At 36.4% G+C, this 15,332-nt stretch carries 14 protein-coding genes and 1 pseudogene; 3 read left to right on the top strand and 12 right to left on the bottom strand.

Annotated features, from left to right (window positions below; translation table 11 throughout):
- Nucleotides 1-142: 142 nt before the first annotated feature.
- The gene (locus tag ADA55_RS08735) at nt 143-688 is read right to left on the bottom strand and encodes a TetR-like C-terminal domain-containing protein (RefSeq protein ID WP_048682123.1); all 546 of its coding nucleotides are present in this window, start codon (nt 686-688) and stop codon (nt 143-145) included.
- 181 nt (nt 689-869) lie between these two features.
- Between ADA55_RS08735 and ADA55_RS08730 the strand changes: the two genes are divergently transcribed.
- Both ADA55_RS08730 and ADA55_RS08725 read left to right on the top strand, forming a co-directional pair.
- Entirely contained in the window at nt 870-1,616 is a 747-nt protein-coding gene (locus ADA55_RS08730) for an SDR family oxidoreductase (RefSeq protein ID WP_048682121.1), read from the top strand.
- Between the two features lie 160 nt (nt 1,617-1,776).
- Nucleotides 1,777-2,484: an SDR family oxidoreductase gene (locus tag ADA55_RS08725; protein WP_048682119.1), complete on the top strand. Its 708-nt coding sequence runs from the start codon at nt 1,777-1,779 to the stop codon at nt 2,482-2,484.
- A 282-nt stretch (nt 2,485-2,766) separates the two neighbouring features.
- On the opposite strand, the pseudogene ADA55_RS08720 reads toward ADA55_RS08725, so the two are convergent.
- Nucleotides 2,767-3,622, bottom strand: a pseudogene (locus ADA55_RS08720) (helix-turn-helix transcriptional regulator).
- Between the two features lie 121 nt (nt 3,623-3,743).
- On the opposite strand from ADA55_RS08720, the gene fabF reads away from it, so the two are divergent.
- Nucleotides 3,744-4,979 (top strand): beta-ketoacyl-ACP synthase II, encoded by a 1,236-nt coding sequence (fabF, locus tag ADA55_RS08715; protein WP_048682113.1) that lies wholly within the window; start codon nt 3,744-3,746, stop codon nt 4,977-4,979.
- A gap of 332 nt (nt 4,980-5,311) precedes the next feature.
- Here the strand turns inward: fabF and ADA55_RS08710 are convergent, their stop codons facing one another.
- From ADA55_RS08710 to ADA55_RS08665, 10 genes are all read right to left on the bottom strand, one after another.
- Nucleotides 5,312-5,539, bottom strand: coding sequence for a hypothetical protein (locus tag ADA55_RS08710; RefSeq protein WP_048682109.1), 228 nt, complete (start codon nt 5,537-5,539; stop codon nt 5,312-5,314).
- Nucleotides 5,540-6,051: 512 nt separating this feature from the next.
- Nucleotides 6,052-7,134: an ABC transporter ATP-binding protein gene (locus tag ADA55_RS08705; RefSeq protein ID WP_048682107.1), complete on the bottom strand. Its 1,083-nt coding sequence runs from the start codon at nt 7,132-7,134 to the stop codon at nt 6,052-6,054.
- Between the two features lie 12 nt (nt 7,135-7,146).
- Nucleotides 7,147-8,229, bottom strand: coding sequence for an ABC transporter substrate-binding protein (locus tag ADA55_RS08700; RefSeq protein ID WP_048682104.1), 1,083 nt, complete (start codon nt 8,227-8,229; stop codon nt 7,147-7,149).
- A 23-nt stretch (nt 8,230-8,252) separates the two neighbouring features.
- Nucleotides 8,253-9,041, bottom strand: coding sequence for an ABC transporter permease (locus ADA55_RS08695; protein ID WP_048682101.1), 789 nt, complete (start codon nt 9,039-9,041; stop codon nt 8,253-8,255).
- Entirely contained in the window at nt 9,038-9,880 is an 843-nt protein-coding gene (locus ADA55_RS08690) for an ABC transporter permease (RefSeq protein ID WP_048682097.1), read from the bottom strand. The genes ADA55_RS08695 and ADA55_RS08690 overlap by 4 nt, the downstream gene beginning before the upstream one ends.
- Nucleotides 9,881-9,892: 12 nt before the next feature.
- Nucleotides 9,893-11,059, bottom strand: coding sequence for a M20/M25/M40 family metallo-hydrolase (locus ADA55_RS08685; protein ID WP_048682094.1), 1,167 nt, complete (start codon nt 11,057-11,059; stop codon nt 9,893-9,895).
- A gap of 24 nt (nt 11,060-11,083) precedes the next feature.
- A complete protein-coding gene (locus ADA55_RS08680; RefSeq protein ID WP_226990440.1) occupies nt 11,084-11,773 on the bottom strand; it encodes a GntR family transcriptional regulator in 690 nt (229 codons plus the stop codon).
- Between the two features lie 394 nt (nt 11,774-12,167).
- Nucleotides 12,168-13,112, bottom strand: coding sequence for a sporulation protein (locus ADA55_RS08675; RefSeq protein ID WP_048682088.1), 945 nt, complete (start codon nt 13,110-13,112; stop codon nt 12,168-12,170).
- A gap of 550 nt (nt 13,113-13,662) precedes the next feature.
- On the bottom strand, nt 13,663-14,091 hold the full coding sequence (locus ADA55_RS08670; RefSeq protein WP_048682085.1) for a MarR family winged helix-turn-helix transcriptional regulator: 429 nt from the start codon (nt 14,089-14,091) through the stop codon (nt 13,663-13,665).
- Nucleotides 14,092-14,359: 268 nt separating this feature from the next.
- Entirely contained in the window at nt 14,360-14,986 is a 627-nt protein-coding gene (locus ADA55_RS08665) for a fumarylacetoacetate hydrolase family protein (RefSeq protein ID WP_048682126.1), read from the bottom strand.
- Nucleotides 14,987-15,332: the final 346 nt, after the last annotated feature.

Here is a 15,332-nt window from a genome sequence, read left to right as displayed (position 1 = left end):
TATTGTCATTTTTCATTTTTAAAGAAACTTATTTTCATGGTAGTTTAAGTGCAACCCTTAACATACAACATTTTTTGAAGAGTGAAAAGACATCATTCTCCTCATTCCTTAATAAATAAGAGAGATTTTTTATACGATAAATCTATAAAATCCTCTCTAATAAATCCCCCACTTTTTCTGCCATTTCCTCTGGTGGATAAGGCATGCCATTGTTTAGCCACCATTCCACTACACCTACATAAGCATTTGCAACAAATTCGACAACTACATCTTCGCTTTGACCAAAATTTTTGCCTTCTGTAATATCCACGTCTTTTTTGAACTCTTCGATATTATGCTGAACAAACCGGCTGCGAAAGTACGGAGCTCCCTCACTTGCCAACATCGTCGAAAAAAATAAATAATTACGTTCAAGATATTCCATGCAGTGCACAGTCGATTCAATCCAATCCATTTCAGCTTCCGACTCACAAAGGTTAACCATGTTATTGATATGTTCTTCTATAATTTTATCCAACAGATCAAATTTATCCAAGTAATGAAGATAAACAGTTGCACGGTTAATATTTGCCCTGTCAGAAATATCCTGAATGGTCATGCTATCGAAATTTTTTTCTGACATCAATTCAAGAAAAGCTTTCTTAATTGCCTCTTGAGTTCTTACAATTCTTCTATCCACTTTTGCCATATTAACACCATACTTTCCTTGAGATAGTCAACAATTTTTATTGATTTGTTGTTTAAACAACAAAACTGATTAAATTAACGATTTATATGCCTTGTTTTGTGTAAATTTATATTTTAAATTATAGACAGATGTCGAGAAAACATCAATTGTAGTTTTATTTTACATGAAAGGATGAAACGAAATGACAATTGAAAACAAAGTGGTTGTAATTACAGGCGCAAGTTCAGGTATTGGGGAAGCAACAGCTAAGCTGTTAGCTGAAAAAGGTGCAAAAGTTGTACTTGGCGCAAGACGTGAAGAGCGTTTAGCAAAATTAGCTGAAGAAATTAGATCGAACGGTGGTCAAGTGGCTTATCGCGTCACAGATGTTGTTAACCCAGATGATAGTCAGCAGCTTGTTCAACTAGCTAAAGATACTTTTGGCGGTGTCGATGTAATCTTCTTGAACGCTGGACTAATGCCTAATTCACCACTTTCCGAATTAAAAACTGACGAGTGGAACAGCATGGTTGATGTTAATATTAAAGGTGTATTGAATGGTATCGCAGCAGTATTGCCAACATTTACTTCGCAAAAGTCTGGACATATCATCACTACGTCATCCGTAGCTGGGCTTAAAGCTTACCCAGGCGGTGCTGTTTATGGAGCAACAAAGTGGGCTGTTCGTGATTTAATGGAAGTTTTGCGTATGGAATCTGCCCAAGAAGGTACTAACATTCGCACAGCAACTATTTATCCAGCAGCAATCAACACGGAATTGCTGGATACGATTACTGATAAGAATATTTCAGAAGGTATGACTGCGCTGTACGAACAATATGGTATTGCACCTGATCGAGTTGCCAATATTGTGGCATTCGCTATTGATCAGCCAGAAGATACGAACATTAATGAGTTTACAATTGGACCAACAAGTCAACCTTGGTAATAATAAAAAGAAGATAAAACTAAGAGCTATTCATTTTCTGAAATTTAGGCTGTCGAGAAGATCTTGACAGCCTTTCAATTTCTTCTCGGAATGTTATACAGTTTTAACTGGAGAAATCTCCTCTGCTCAAAATTATTATCCGAAAAAGGGAGGAATTAACATGTCAAAGGATATCAAAGATGCACTTGTCACTGGCGGAAATAGAGGAATTGGATATGAATTGGTCAAACAATTAGCTTTGATAGGTTTTAAGGTTATTCTGGCAAGTCGGGATCCGGAGATGGGTCATAAAGCGATACAACAACTTAGGGAGTCAAATCTGGACGTTTCGTTTGTGTCGATAGATGTCAATAATCAAGAAAGCATCCGTCAAGCTGAAGTAGTAATAAATGAGAAGTATGGAAGATTAGACGTATTGATTAATAATGCTGGCGTGTATCTGGATGAGAATAAACAATTATTGAATATGGATCCATCAATTTTAGAGAATTCAATGGCAACCAATTTCTTTGGAGTTTACCATATGATCCGTTCCTTTATTCCCCTCATGGAAAAACAAGGATATGGGAGAATCATCAATGTTTCCTCAGAATATGGGACAATGAGCGAAATGTCATATCCAGGAGTAGGCGCTTATAAAATGTCAAAATTTGCCCTGAATGGATTGACACAATTGATAGCTGTAGAAATCAAATCTGATATAAAAATAAATGCGGTCGACCCGGGATGGGTAAGTACAGATATGGGAGGACCATCTGCTCCAAGAACTCCTGAGCAAGCTGCTGAATCTATCCTTTGGTTAGCTACTACTGGAGCTGAAGGACCTAACGGGGGATTCTTCAGAGATGGAAAACGAATCGATTGGTAGCAACACTTCATGAGCAAATTATTTGGGGTTAAAGCTGGTTCGATGAATCCATCTTTTGCAATTGTTACTGCTTTAGAACCAATTAAAGAAAAAACCCGGTTTTCCTTTGCCTAACTAGGATAACCGGATTTTTCTATAACTTGGTGAAGAAATATACCTAAACTAAACTGTCCCGTTCGTGCCATATGAAAAAGGCTGCCTCAGCAACCTGCCTTATTGAAGTAAAGCACCTTAGTTGAAGTATTTTGCGAGTATTATTTCAAAGACTGTAGATATGCTGGTTTATGAACTTTCAATGGAGATTTTTTTCATTAATCGTTTTTAATTTATCTTCCGTAGCTGTTCCCTCTACTGGTGTATAGATATTGCATCTTAAGTCCATGTCCCCCTGGACTTGGAGAGAAGTTAAATTAAACAGCATCTTTCCGGCTTTGGCATGTCTAAATTCAATCATCATTTCTGGAGCTTTACTCACTTGACTTTCTTGCCATAAAGATTGAAATGCCGGGTGAGAATCACTCATTTCTTTAATAAATAGGTTATACCACTCATCACCTAAGTAGTGACCATAATAGGCACGAAAAATGGAAAGAAATCCTTTAACAAAATGCTCCCAATTCACAGCTAATGATTTTAATTCTTTTCTTGTAAATAATAGATGGATTAAATTTCGTTGGTCATCAGGGAGTTGTTCAAAATCTAGAAATACGTGAGCGGCAGCATTGTTCCAGCCTACAATATGACAATGTCGATCTGTAATGATAGTAGGGCAATACGTTAACTCCGCTAAAATTCTTTCCAAAGAAGGACTAAGTTTTGTCTGATCCTTCTTTCGATGAATAATGGATGATTTCACTTCTAAAGCTAAATCATATAGATACTCTCGTTCATCATTATTTAATTGCAGAGCTGTAGATATGCAATCCAATACGCTTGTAGAGACCTTTATATCCCGACCTTGCTCTAGCCACGTATACCAAGTAGTACTAACCCCCGCCAAATGTGCAACTTCTTCTCTTCGCAAGCCAGGTGTTCTTCTCCGTGTACCAGCAGGTATACCTATAGATTCAGGCTTAATTTGGGATCGCTTCGTTTTCAAAAATGTAGACAAAGCTTCAAGTCTGGTTTTATCATTCATTTCTAAATCCTCCATCATAACCATTTAACCGGGTAGTTATTATACCAGGATAAACGCTCACTTGTAATAGGATAACCCCGAAGTATAATACAAGTATACTATTCATTTGGGGTGATGAAAAATGGAAAGAGTCGTTATTACCGGAATGGGAGTAGTCTCTCCTATTGGAAACAACGTAGAAAAATTTTGGAGAAATCTGACTGAAGGTAAGTCAGGCATTTCCTCTATCAATACATTTGACGTAAGCAACCATAAAGCAAAAATTGCAGGAATTATTCATGATTTTAATGCAGATGATACTTTAGGAAAAAATGAAGCCCGACGTCTAGATCGCTTTTCTCAATTTGCTTTGGCTGCTGCTGAACAAGCTTGGACTGATTCTAAAATAGATATTGATGATATCAATCTAGAAAGACTTGGCGTATATGTTGGTTCGGGGATAGGAGGAATAGAAACATTGATTGAAAATGTGGATACTCTTCGAGAGAAAGGTCCAAGAAGAGTCAGTCCAACCCTGGTACCAGCCATGATTTCTAATGCTGCCGCAGCCCAAATTAGTATCAAATGGAACGCAATGGGACCTACTATGTCACCTGTTTCTGCTTGTGCAATCGGAAATACCGCTATTGGTGAAGCATTCAGGCTTATTCGCTTTGGAGAAGCTGATGCCGTTTTTGCTGGAGGAGCAGAGGCAGCTATTACAGATTTATCTTTAGCTAGTTTTGGTAATGCTACAGCATTATCAACGAGAAATGATAATCCAGCTAAATCTAGCCGTCCTTTTGATGTAAATCGAGATGGATTTGTCATGTCAGAAGGAGCAGGAATTTTAATCTTGGAATCTTTATCTCACGCTTTACGCAGAGATGCAAAGATTTATGCTGAAGTCATTGGGTATGGTGCAAGTTCTGATGCCTATCATATGGTAGCTACACACCCAGAAGGCAAAGGAGCCTACCTTGCAATGAAAATGGCTTTGAAAAACGCAAATATTTCTCCAGAAGAGATTGATGTTATTAGCGCACATGCAACAAGTACAGAAGTGGGAGATCGATCTGAGACACTAGCGATTAAAAAGCTATTTGAATCAAAAGCTTATCAAATCCCAATAACAGCTAATAAATCTATGCTAGGTCACATGTTAGGAGCAGCTGGAGGCGTGGAAGCAATCGCTTTGGCAAAAAGTTTAAAGGAAGGAATTATTCCTCCAACCATCAACTTAGAAAAGCCGGATTCATTATGTGATTTAGATTATGTATCAGGTGTTGCTCGTAAAGTGGAAATAAGTACTGGGCTATCCAATTCATTTGGTTTTGGAGGTCATAATGCAGCTATCGTTTTAAAAAAATACGAGTGAATTAACTTTCACTCGTATTCTTTTCAATTAGTGATTGTATTGAGTCTTATTGGAAAATCAACTTCGAAAAAGTCTTGTTTTCTTTGATTAAGGCTTTTTTCTTATTCATAAAGCCATATTTTTTGAAATACCTTTTAGCTATACTAACTAATTTAGTAAACAAAACAGTTAAGATTCATTGTCCACAAGTTTTCTGAAGTACAACATATTAGTTATATAAGCCTTTTTCAACTCTTATTGGTATTGCACCACAAGCAATAATTCTTTATCATAAACAAGGCTAAATTTTTCTTCGATTAAGAAAATGACAAAAAAAGATCTAGTGCCAATGACTAGATTCTTTTTTTTATATCTTCCCTTATTGATTCAATCATAGTACCTGATAAATTTGCTGGAAGAGATGAGCCATCCTCAAAAACCCATGCATTAATTATTTCAAGATCTTCTTTTTTTAAAGTAATGCTATAATCTTTATCATTGTGAGTAAAGTCAGCTGTAACCGATTCTTCACCATTAAACTCGTCATCAATAATCATATTTTTTATTTCATATGGCTTCACGATGTAATCTCCTTTTTAAACATCTTGTATATAGAATTAGCCTTATAGCATTGTTTATTCATTTTTTTCACGCCAAATCAAAAAACAAGGTGCTACTTTCAGAAGATGAAAGCATGTCAATTCCATTAAATTTGTGGTTATCATAGTGGAGCATTCATATTCTCTCTCCTTCCCTACTTCATTTTTCAGATAATAATAATTTCCCCAAAAGGATATAACCAGAAAAACCTTTTGTTTTGATTGACTTTATATTTTAAAAATCAATCATTAATTTAAGAGGAATTAGTTTACCTACATGTTTTTTCTTTTCTTGATTCACAAAATATGATTAGTTTCATGATCAACTTCACCTAATCCAATTAACAACAGATAGAGATATTTCGTTTTTAGTGAACTGTTCTGGGAAAGCATGAAATGAACACTTTACTACTGTGAAGATTTTGTGCCGCTGTCCAGTTACTTGAATAAAAAAAGCTCTGTAAAGTTTCTTCTTAACAGAGCTTACCAACATATTAAAGTATTTTTACCAAGTCTTTTCTAGCACTCAAGCAAATACTCTCACCAAGATGATCCAGTTGCTCCTCATCAGATAGGTTTACAACTATATCCTGAGAGCCTGATACAAACTCTACCACTCTTTTTGAACCTACAAAATGGACCTTTTTTAGTTTAGCCTCAAACGTAATTCTATTAGGCTGAAAGCGACTTTGGGTAATGTTTAAATGTTCAGGTCTTATTACAAGCTTTTTACCTGAATTCCTAATTTGTGAAAACTCATTTAATAGATTTTCTCTATTCTGGCTTTCTAATAAATCCATATCTATTACATTGGTTTCCCCAATAAAGTCGGCAACAAAAAGAGTCTTTGGATTGTTATAGATTTGCTGAGGCGTGTCAATTTGTTCGATTCTACCTTGGTTCATAACAGCAATTCGATCGGACATGATTAATGCTTCCTCTTGATCATGAGTGACATATATGAACGTGATTTCGAATTGTTCATGAAGTTTTTTTAATTCAAACTGCATCTTTTTTCTTAGCTTTAAATCTAGTGCTCCTAATGGTTCATCTAGAAGAAGCACTCTTGGCTTGTTGACCAAAGCTCTTGCGAGAGCAACCCTTTGCTGCTGACCACCTGAAAGTTGCTTTGGATATTTATCCTTGTGCTGCTGCAACCCCATAATTTCGACAATTTCGGTTGTATCCCTTGCAATTTGCTCCTTTGATATTTTTTTTTGTTTTAATCCAAAAGCAATATTATTGTAAATGCTCAAATGAGGAAACAAAGCATAGTTTTGAAAAACCGTATTAACTGGACGGTGGTTGGGTGGCAAATTTCCGGCTTCTTTTCCATCGATCTTTATACTTCCTTGATTTGGAAGTTCAAAACCACCAATCATTCTAAGGGTAGTGGTTTTCCCACATCCGCTTGGACCAAGAAGCGAGAGGAACTCACCCTCCTTTATATTAAGGGAAATGTTGTCTACAGCTATTGCTTGACCATATTTTTTCGTGATGCTATTTAACTCAATAATGCTGACTTTTTCATCGGCTACATGCGCTAAATTGTTTTTTACAATCGGAACCACTGACATGTTTGCCCCCCCTTAATTTCCGATTTCTCTGTTCCATAGCTCGGTCCACTCATCTCGATGCTGGTTTATAAGATTATAATCAGGCATGTTCATATCCTTTAATGTGCCGTTTTTGCCATATGGCATTCTTTCAAGTGTTTTTTCATCTAATTCAACATCCTTATGAACTGGTGCCAAATATAAATCACTCGCAATGCCTTCCTGTGCAATCTTAGTAGTAGCATAGTTTAAGAAGGAATAAACCTGTTCAGACTTTTTCGACCCTTTCACAACATGCCAGAAGCTACCTGCACCTAAAACGCCTTCCTTCGGTACAACAAATTCTATCGGTTGACCTTGGTCTTGCATTACATATGTAGGGCCTCCGTAGTGAGCTCCAACTGATGCTTCCCCGCTTTGATATAGATTAGTGGCTGTTCCAGAACCATCGAAGTATGCTACTACTTCTAATTCCTTCATTTTCCGAAAACCTTTTTCTACTTTTCCTTTTGCTTCTCTTTCAAGCTCAGAAACTTGTACCAATAAAGGAAGTCCTCCGGTAGTAGCAGGTGTAGGGACCGTTATTTTTCCTTTGTACTCCTCCATCCAAAGGTCTTTCCACGACTTTGGTGGGTTTTTAATTACTTCCTTGTTATATACAATCCCTAGCCCCCAATAACCTAGTGCTACTCCATATACTTCTTCACCGTTACCTTGATATGCCTCTGGCAGAAGGGCAGCGTTTTCTTTGAGTTTACTTTTATCAATATTTTCAACAATTCCTTTTTCGTGGGCTAGTTCAGAAATTCCGGAATCCATTAAGGCCAAATCAATGGTAGGCGCCTCTTTTTCCTGTAATAGACGTGAAAAAGTTGCCGTTGAATTCCCTTCAATGATTTTCACCTTGATACCAGTCTCATTTTCAAAAGGTTTAATGATATGCTTCTTAATAGTTTCACCCCAATCACCACCGAAAATGGCAATGGTTATTTCCTGTTCTTGAACAACTGAATTGGCTTCTGTTGACCCACTTTTTGGTTGAACAGGCTTTCCGCAACCGGTTGCAGCTATTAAAATAATTGCCAACAAAATGGTGTAAACACTTAACTTCTTCATAGAACATCCCCTAGTCTCATGTTTTATTTTGAAGCAACATTCTCAATGCCTACTAACATATCAATGATAAGGATTAAGAAAAATGCAATATAAATCGTCACGGCTGAAACAGCAGCTATCATTGGATCGATATTGTACTGAACATAATTGAACATTTTAACCGGAAGTGCCATCTGATCGGCAGAGGTCAAAAAGATCGTAACTTCAACATTTACCCACGAAACAGCAAAGGCGAACAGTGTTCCTGCGATAATGCTAGATTTCATCTGTGGCAATGTAATGATGAAAAAGGTTTTCAATGCACCTGCCCCTAAATCCCTTCCTGCTTCTTCAATATATGGGCTTATCCCTAGAAAGCTATTCACACACGTCCGAACTACATAAGGCAATGTAATAATGATATGACCTAAGACTAGAGTTAAGAAATTCTGTGGGCTATTAGTAAAGTAATAAAAAAACTGAAGCAGTGCCAAACCTAAGAAGATTTGAGGGAGCAAGAGAGGGGATGAGATAAGACTCATCACAATCCCCTTGCCTTTAAAAGTATTCCTTGCCAAACCATATGAGGCAGGAATACCAATAAATATCGCACCTAGAGTAGCAATTCCCGATAGTTTAAAACTATATATGAAGGATTCTACGTACGATATATCCTCAAAAAGCTTTTGATACCATTTCAATGTAAATCCTTGTCCAGGAAAACTTAAATAATTTAGTTCGGTAAACGAAACATTAATCAAAACCAATAATGGAAAGGCCAGAAATAAAAGGAGGAAGCCACCTATTGTCCACATAACTACTTTTGAGATCAACGTCTTCCCTCCTCTATCCAGTCAGACCTTAATAAATAATGGTTCAATCCAATAATTAAAAAGCTAAAGATTAACACAGCAAAAGCAATCGCAGAACCGAACTGATAGTTGAATACCTGCATCATCTGTTCATAGATAATGGTCGCTATCAATTGGATCCTTCCACCGGAAAGCATAGCGGGTGTTACATACGCACTAATAGCCAGAGAAAAAACCATCACACTGCCAGCCAATATTCCTGGGACTGTTAATGGAAGCGTTACCTTTAGAAAGGTTTGTAAACGACCTAAACCTAAATCCGACGCAGCCTCTTCCAGCCTGCTGTCTATATTCTCTAAAACTGTCGTAATGGATAAAATCATGAAGGGAGCCAATATATACACCAAACCTATAATTATACCAGTCTCGTTATACAGAAGTCTTAGAGGCTGGGAGATGATACCCAGCCCTAATAGAGTTTTGTTGATAAATCCGTTATTCCCTAAAATGACCATCCATCCAAATGACCTTACGACAGCGCTCGTAAATAATGGTGATATGATCACGATATAGGCAATACGCTTAATTTTCTTACTCTTGATATACTTGGTAATGAAGTAGGCGATAAAATAACCGACCAACAAGGTGATAAACGTAGCTATTAAGGAGATTTTTATTGATCGTATGGTAATAGATAAGTAGTGTTGATCCTTAAAATATAAAAGATAATGCTGAAAAGTTATTCTTCCGCTTTCATCCAAGATGGAATTATTAAGCACAACAATTAAAGGAATAACAAAAAGTCCTAATAAGATCAAAACGGATGGGGCCAATAGGAAAAAAACAGTTTTTTTGGACATGGGAATTCTCCTTTACTCTATTCGGTTGAGTAAGTTGAAAACAGTCTCGATAATAAGCTCCACTTTGTCATATTCGATTTTTTCCATAGTATCTGTCGGACGGTGATAGTCAGGTAATCTCCAAAACATAAGGAGCGCCGTTGGAATCCCTTCTAAATGGAACATCCATTCATCTGCTCCCGCTTTAGGAGTATCAACATCAACTTCGAAGTCATCTCTATCATAAGCTCCAGCTTCTCTGAAACTTTCTTTTACCTTTTGACGGAAATCCTCCGGCCCTACCCAAGACCATATCTTATCTCCAGCACTAATTTGGTCAAGATTGATAACTGCCGATACTTCATTAAGTGTTCCTTTTTCTTTTAAATCGTTAACATAATAATCGGCTCCTATGAATCCAACTTCTTCATTGGAAAATGCTATGACATCAACATCAAAAGGAAAATCATGATTTTCAGTTCTCAATCTTCTAGCCACTTCAACGATTCCTGCAATACCTGAACCATTATCATAGGCTCCAGGAGTATTTAACGTGGTATCAGAGTGACCACAGACAATCACTTTTTTCTTTTCAGCTTTATTTTTCGATTTATATGGATGACTGATGATGTTTGCCGATTTACATTCCTTAATTTTTCCCTCTACCTTAACAAATACCTCAATATCATGATTTTCATTTAATAACTCCTGTACACGAAGATGATCTTCATAACTCATCACTACAGCAGGAATTGGGAATTTTGCTCTTGGATTCAATAATGCAATCGGGTCTCCGCCGCTATTTACAACAACCTGTGCCAGTATTTCTCCTTCAGCGCCTAAGACATTGTAACAAGGCATATCATAAACGCCCGGAATCAAGCCTTTTATTCCATGATATGTAAGCTTCCCTTTAATTCCTGATCTAGGAGTAGATCCAGAGAACAGTAGATAAGCCGTTTTTAACACTTTAGAAATTGGAGACAAGATTTCAAGCTCCGGTGTACCTTCAGGCTCCCACCCCACAAAAGGATACACTTGCTTTTTAGTTTCTACTCCTAATTCGCTAAGTCTTTGATGGATATAATCTGTACCCTTCCACTCACCTTCTGTTCCTGCGAATCGTTGCCCAACTTCTTCACTTAAAACTCGAATCGTCTCTTTGATTTCCTCACGGATACTTGTCGTCTTATTACTCATTATTATCCCCCTGTTCTGAATACATCATTTTTCCAAACCGATTTGTTCCGAAGGCATATTATCTTCCAATACCACTTTTTCATAATCTGTAATTCCGCTCAGATGTTTGATAAATACTTTTTCAACTCTGTCTTCGTCACGACTACATAAAGCTTCATAGATTTCAGAATGCTCTTTGATGGATCTTTCTACAAGATGGGGTCTGCTTAAAAAGGAATATCTAAAATGAACAATATAATCATGTAGGTTTTCTAGCATATTGATCAGTCTGTTTAACCCAGAGGTTTTAATGATTTCCGCATGAAATAAATCATGGACCTTCATAAGGTCTTCAATTCTGCCTTGTTGAAAATACATTTCAGACTGTTCTAGATAACTCTTTAATTTCAATAGCTGTTCATCGGTGATTTTGGACGCTGCGACTCTAGCAGCAGTAGGCTCTAATAACGAACGAATGAGGACAATTTCATTGATGGCTTCAAAGGTTATGCCTTTCACAACACAGTGTTTTCTGGGGAGTATTTCAACTAAACCTTCTTGTTCTAATCGTTGTACTGCTTCTCTGACAGGAGTTCTGCTTACTCCCATTTCCTTGGCTAGATTCATTTCAACCAATCGCTCTCCATTTTTCAACTCACCATTGATTATTTTTAATCTAAGTTGATCAAAAACTTCGGAAGCGATTGAAACAGATTTAATTTTATTTAACTTCATTGCATCCACTTGCCCTCCTTTTGTATATTAAACTCATTATATGCCATATTGTATACAATGCACAATATATTTATTTTAAAATTCTGAATATTTTTTCGTTTCCTAGAATACTGGTGTCATTCCAGACTTTTCACACTGAAATACCGGTATAATATCCTCAAATGAAGAAGTTTTTAATATAGAAAGATTAATAGTCAAAGAAAATCTACAGATTAAGGGGAAATCAGAGCATATGCAAAAGTAAGCAAGTTACACTGTTAAATGTCCTCTTCCTGGCTTCATATAAAAACAACAATAAAACAAGCGTTTCTTACTGATCAAAGTAAGTAACGCTTGTCTACCAATTCTTACCCACGCACTGATTAGTGGCACTATTTTTATTCTCTAATTATTTTTAGGATTCCCCATCCCCATTATCAAAAAATGAATCAAATCCGCCATCAAATTCCTCTGTTGCTTCTTCAAACATTTCCTCAATATCAAAACCTTCCATCATCTCAGTGAATAACATAGTCCCTAAAACACCCACTGCTAATCCACCAACCATTCCAGGTATAGTGTTTCCCATTTGGGAAGAGCGACCATGAGTATGGTTTGCGTAATAAGAAAACGGCTGTGTAAAAGCATAAGGCTGTTCAATAGCTTCCGATATATACTTTCCAAGTAGCTTATGAAGATCGTCTTCTTGCTCAAGAACTTTTTGATTTAAATGAAACTCACGTTTTGCTTCAATTTCCTTGTAGCCGCTTTTACAGTCAACTTCCATCCAGACCCGGATGCCTGATTCTTCATTGGCAAACCGCATTTCCACTTCATTTACTTGTCCCATGAATTGTTGTGTGGGAAAGAAAGCAAATTCCTGTCCATATTGATCGAGTTTACCTGAGTCTGCTGTCTCGCGAAATCCTAATTGAGCCATCGCATTAAAAATGGATGTGATAGATTCCTGGGATTGGATGACTAGCCGGTCTACATCTTTGCGGTCGACCCCGCCCTCAATATCAAGATGTGTATCCAGATAGTATGAAACAGTTCCCCTTGAAATAGGTATATTCGTAGGTAGGACGTAATGAAAAGGAATCACCTTACGTTCTTTGGGCTGAATACAATCTCGATTAACTAATGGTATATGTGCAACTTCCTTAGTAACGCTTCCTTGTTTTAATACCACATTCATCATTAACCGGACAGTCAATTGATTGATTTTCTGTTCCACCTCACCGCCTTGAATGACTAGCTGCCCTTGAATGTTTTCTCCCGCTTGATAATTATGATTTTCACATTGTAAATCTACAGTTGCAGCTCCTTTTCCTAAGCTTGCTAAGATTTTTTTAAACATACGTCCTCTTCCCTTCGTCAAACCTCTATTAGAATTTATATGTAAAATGGGGCGTAATTAGAAAGAACAAGAAATTCATTTGTTTTTATGAGATTTCTAAATTATCCCTGATAGTATTACGTCAAAAAATGAAAATAGTTTCAAATAATTTGCCGCAGTTAGTGATTTTCCTTTGATAATGGAGTTCGTCATCTTTTATGATGCTGTTGATGGATTATTAACATTAATTATTGTTAATTTAGGGGGAAAACCAGCAACAATACAGATAACGATTGAGGGAGAGTTCAATTTTCGCTCAAAAAAAAGAATGCCAGGAGCTAACAATTCTTCGCCCTGGCATTTTTATTATAAGGCATAAATCAAATTTATCCTCTCTGGTAAAACAAACCTATTTCACCCCAATCAAATGCATGCGCTTACATTCAACTTCGGAGAAAAACTTCTCTCTTTCTCAACAGATCCGTTCATTATTACCTTACTGGGCTAAAGGTATATTCCTATCTAAAATATATAGAAATAACCGACTTCACGTTATAAGGGAAGAACCATATTATAATTTCTCGATTAAGGATTGTAATTCCTCTTGAAGGTTTCCTTTTGAAAAAGCAGAGTGCAGAATTTCATGAACTGTATTTAATGATATTTGTAGTTTTTCTTCACCTAATGTAGTTAAACGTGTGTAAATACCTCTTCGATCATCTTCGCATATTTGCCTTTGTAATACGCCGCAGCTTTTTGCTTCAAGCCTGACTACCAGCCTGGATATAGCACTTTGACTTAATCCTACCATCTCTTGTAATTGTTGTAGCCTCAATTGTTTTTCGCTTGTTTTGGATAAAAAGTAAAGAACGTAAAACTCTTTTAATGAAAGGTTATGATTTTTTTGCAAAGCACTTTCCAGCTCATTCATAATGCTCATTTGAATATTTGTAATCGAGAGCCAATTATCTAAATACTTCTTTTCTTGGTTGTTTTTCATGCACATTCCACCCTGTTCTATCCTTTATAATAAAATTTGGCACTTTAATTGATTATCATAAGGCATATAAATTGTTCTAAAATACTTCATGAAAAATAATTTTACCAAAGCCAGAATTTTTATGGTAAAACTTATTTGAAAAAGTGCGTGCCATATTGGCCGTTTCCATGTAAGTTATTTGGTTCTTCTCATTTTAGACGAGTTTCTTCTTTTTGTCTAAAATTGAGTTAATCCATAAAAAAAGCAGTCAAAATGACTGCTTTTTTCTTTAACGCATTGTAACTGAACAGGACCCTATTTCATTTCCACCCCAGTTAAGTGAAAGCTGGTCTTGATCTGAAAGAGGACCGACGCCACTTGGAGTACCGGTAAAAATTATATCTCCTTTTCCAAGCCCAAAATGCTCTGCTGTAAATTCTATAATGGTTTGCAAATCAAAAAGTAAGTCTTTAATATTCCCGACTTGTACACGCTCTCCATTTTTTAAAAGGGAAAAATCTAATTGTTCACATGCTTCAACACCTGGAAACGGAATAAAATCACTAACAACTGCCGAATTTTTGAATCCTTTAGCCAAAAGCCAAGGATGCTGTTTTTGTTTTAACTGTGATTGAACATCTCTAAGTGTCAGGTCCAAACCAATGGCCATGGAATCTACTATTTCATCTACTTTCATTCCTGACTCGAACTGTTTTGCGATATGTATGACAAGTTCAGTTTCAAAGTGAACGGAACCCTGATTACTCGGCAACGTAATTGACTGACCGTTTGCTTCCACGAGCGAATGAGTTGGTTTTGAAAATAAAAAAGGGGAAGTTGGTATTTCATTATTCAATTCTTTTGCATGCAAGGCATAGTTTCGACCTACACAATAGATATTTTTAATGTCTTTCATCATAAAAACCACTCTTTTCTTTTAAGAAATAAATATTTAAATGATAGTGGAACAATTTGAAAACCTTACTCATGGCATAAGAAGAAGCCCTCCGATTTAAGTACATTTTATATTTTTCTGACTTTTTATACAATGATTAATATAATTTCATGTTCGAATGACGTTAGGGCGGTCCAGATTTTAACATGCGGATAAAATACGAAGTCTTAATGCCCTATGATTGGTGAAGAAGAATACATCCACATAATTATTTTTTATTTTGACAAAAAAAGAGCCAACAAAAATTGTTGGCTCAAACTGTAGACAAACTCGATGAAAATCGAGTTTGTCTATTTTTATGGCTTGT

The sequence above is a fragment of the Bacillus sp. 220_BSPC genome (assembly GCF_001054655.1).
GTDB classification, from domain to species: Bacteria; Bacillota; Bacilli; order Bacillales; family DSM-1321; genus Peribacillus; species Peribacillus frigoritolerans.
The sequence above is the reverse complement of the archived record's forward strand: the minus strand, read 5'-3'. Positions and strand labels throughout refer to the sequence as shown.

Excerpts from the sequence above, each read along its gene's own strand:
- ADA55_RS08735 (WP_048682123.1), bottom strand. The coding sequence starts at position 688 with ATGGCAAAAGTGGATAGAAGAATTGTAAGAACTCAAGAGGCAATTAAG.
- ADA55_RS08730 (WP_048682121.1), top strand. The coding sequence starts at position 870 with ATGACAATTGAAAACAAAGTGGTTGTAATTACAGGCGCAAGTTCAGGT.
- ADA55_RS08725 (WP_048682119.1), top strand. The coding sequence starts at position 1,777 with ATGTCAAAGGATATCAAAGATGCACTTGTCACTGGCGGAAATAGAGGA.
- fabF (WP_048682113.1), top strand. The coding sequence starts at position 3,744 with ATGGAAAGAGTCGTTATTACCGGAATGGGAGTAGTCTCTCCTATTGGA.
- ADA55_RS08705 (WP_048682107.1), bottom strand. The coding sequence starts at position 7,134 with ATGTCAGTGGTTCCGATTGTAAAAAACAATTTAGCGCATGTAGCCGAT.
- ADA55_RS08700 (WP_048682104.1), bottom strand. The coding sequence starts at position 8,229 with ATGAAGAAGTTAAGTGTTTACACCATTTTGTTGGCAATTATTTTAATA.
- ADA55_RS08690 (WP_048682097.1), bottom strand. The coding sequence starts at position 9,880 with ATGTCCAAAAAAACTGTTTTTTTCCTATTGGCCCCATCCGTTTTGATC.
- ADA55_RS08685 (WP_048682094.1), bottom strand. The coding sequence starts at position 11,059 with ATGAGTAATAAGACGACAAGTATCCGTGAGGAAATCAAAGAGACGATT.
- ADA55_RS08680 (WP_226990440.1), bottom strand. The coding sequence starts at position 11,773 with ATGAAGTTAAATAAAATTAAATCTGTTTCAATCGCTTCCGAAGTTTTT.
- ADA55_RS08675 (WP_048682088.1), bottom strand. The coding sequence starts at position 13,112 with ATGTTTAAAAAAATCTTAGCAAGCTTAGGAAAAGGAGCTGCAACTGTA.
- ADA55_RS08670 (WP_048682085.1), bottom strand. The coding sequence starts at position 14,091 with ATGAAAAACAACCAAGAAAAGAAGTATTTAGATAATTGGCTCTCGATT.
- ADA55_RS08665 (WP_048682126.1), bottom strand. The coding sequence starts at position 14,986 with ATGAAAGACATTAAAAATATCTATTGTGTAGGTCGAAACTATGCCTTG.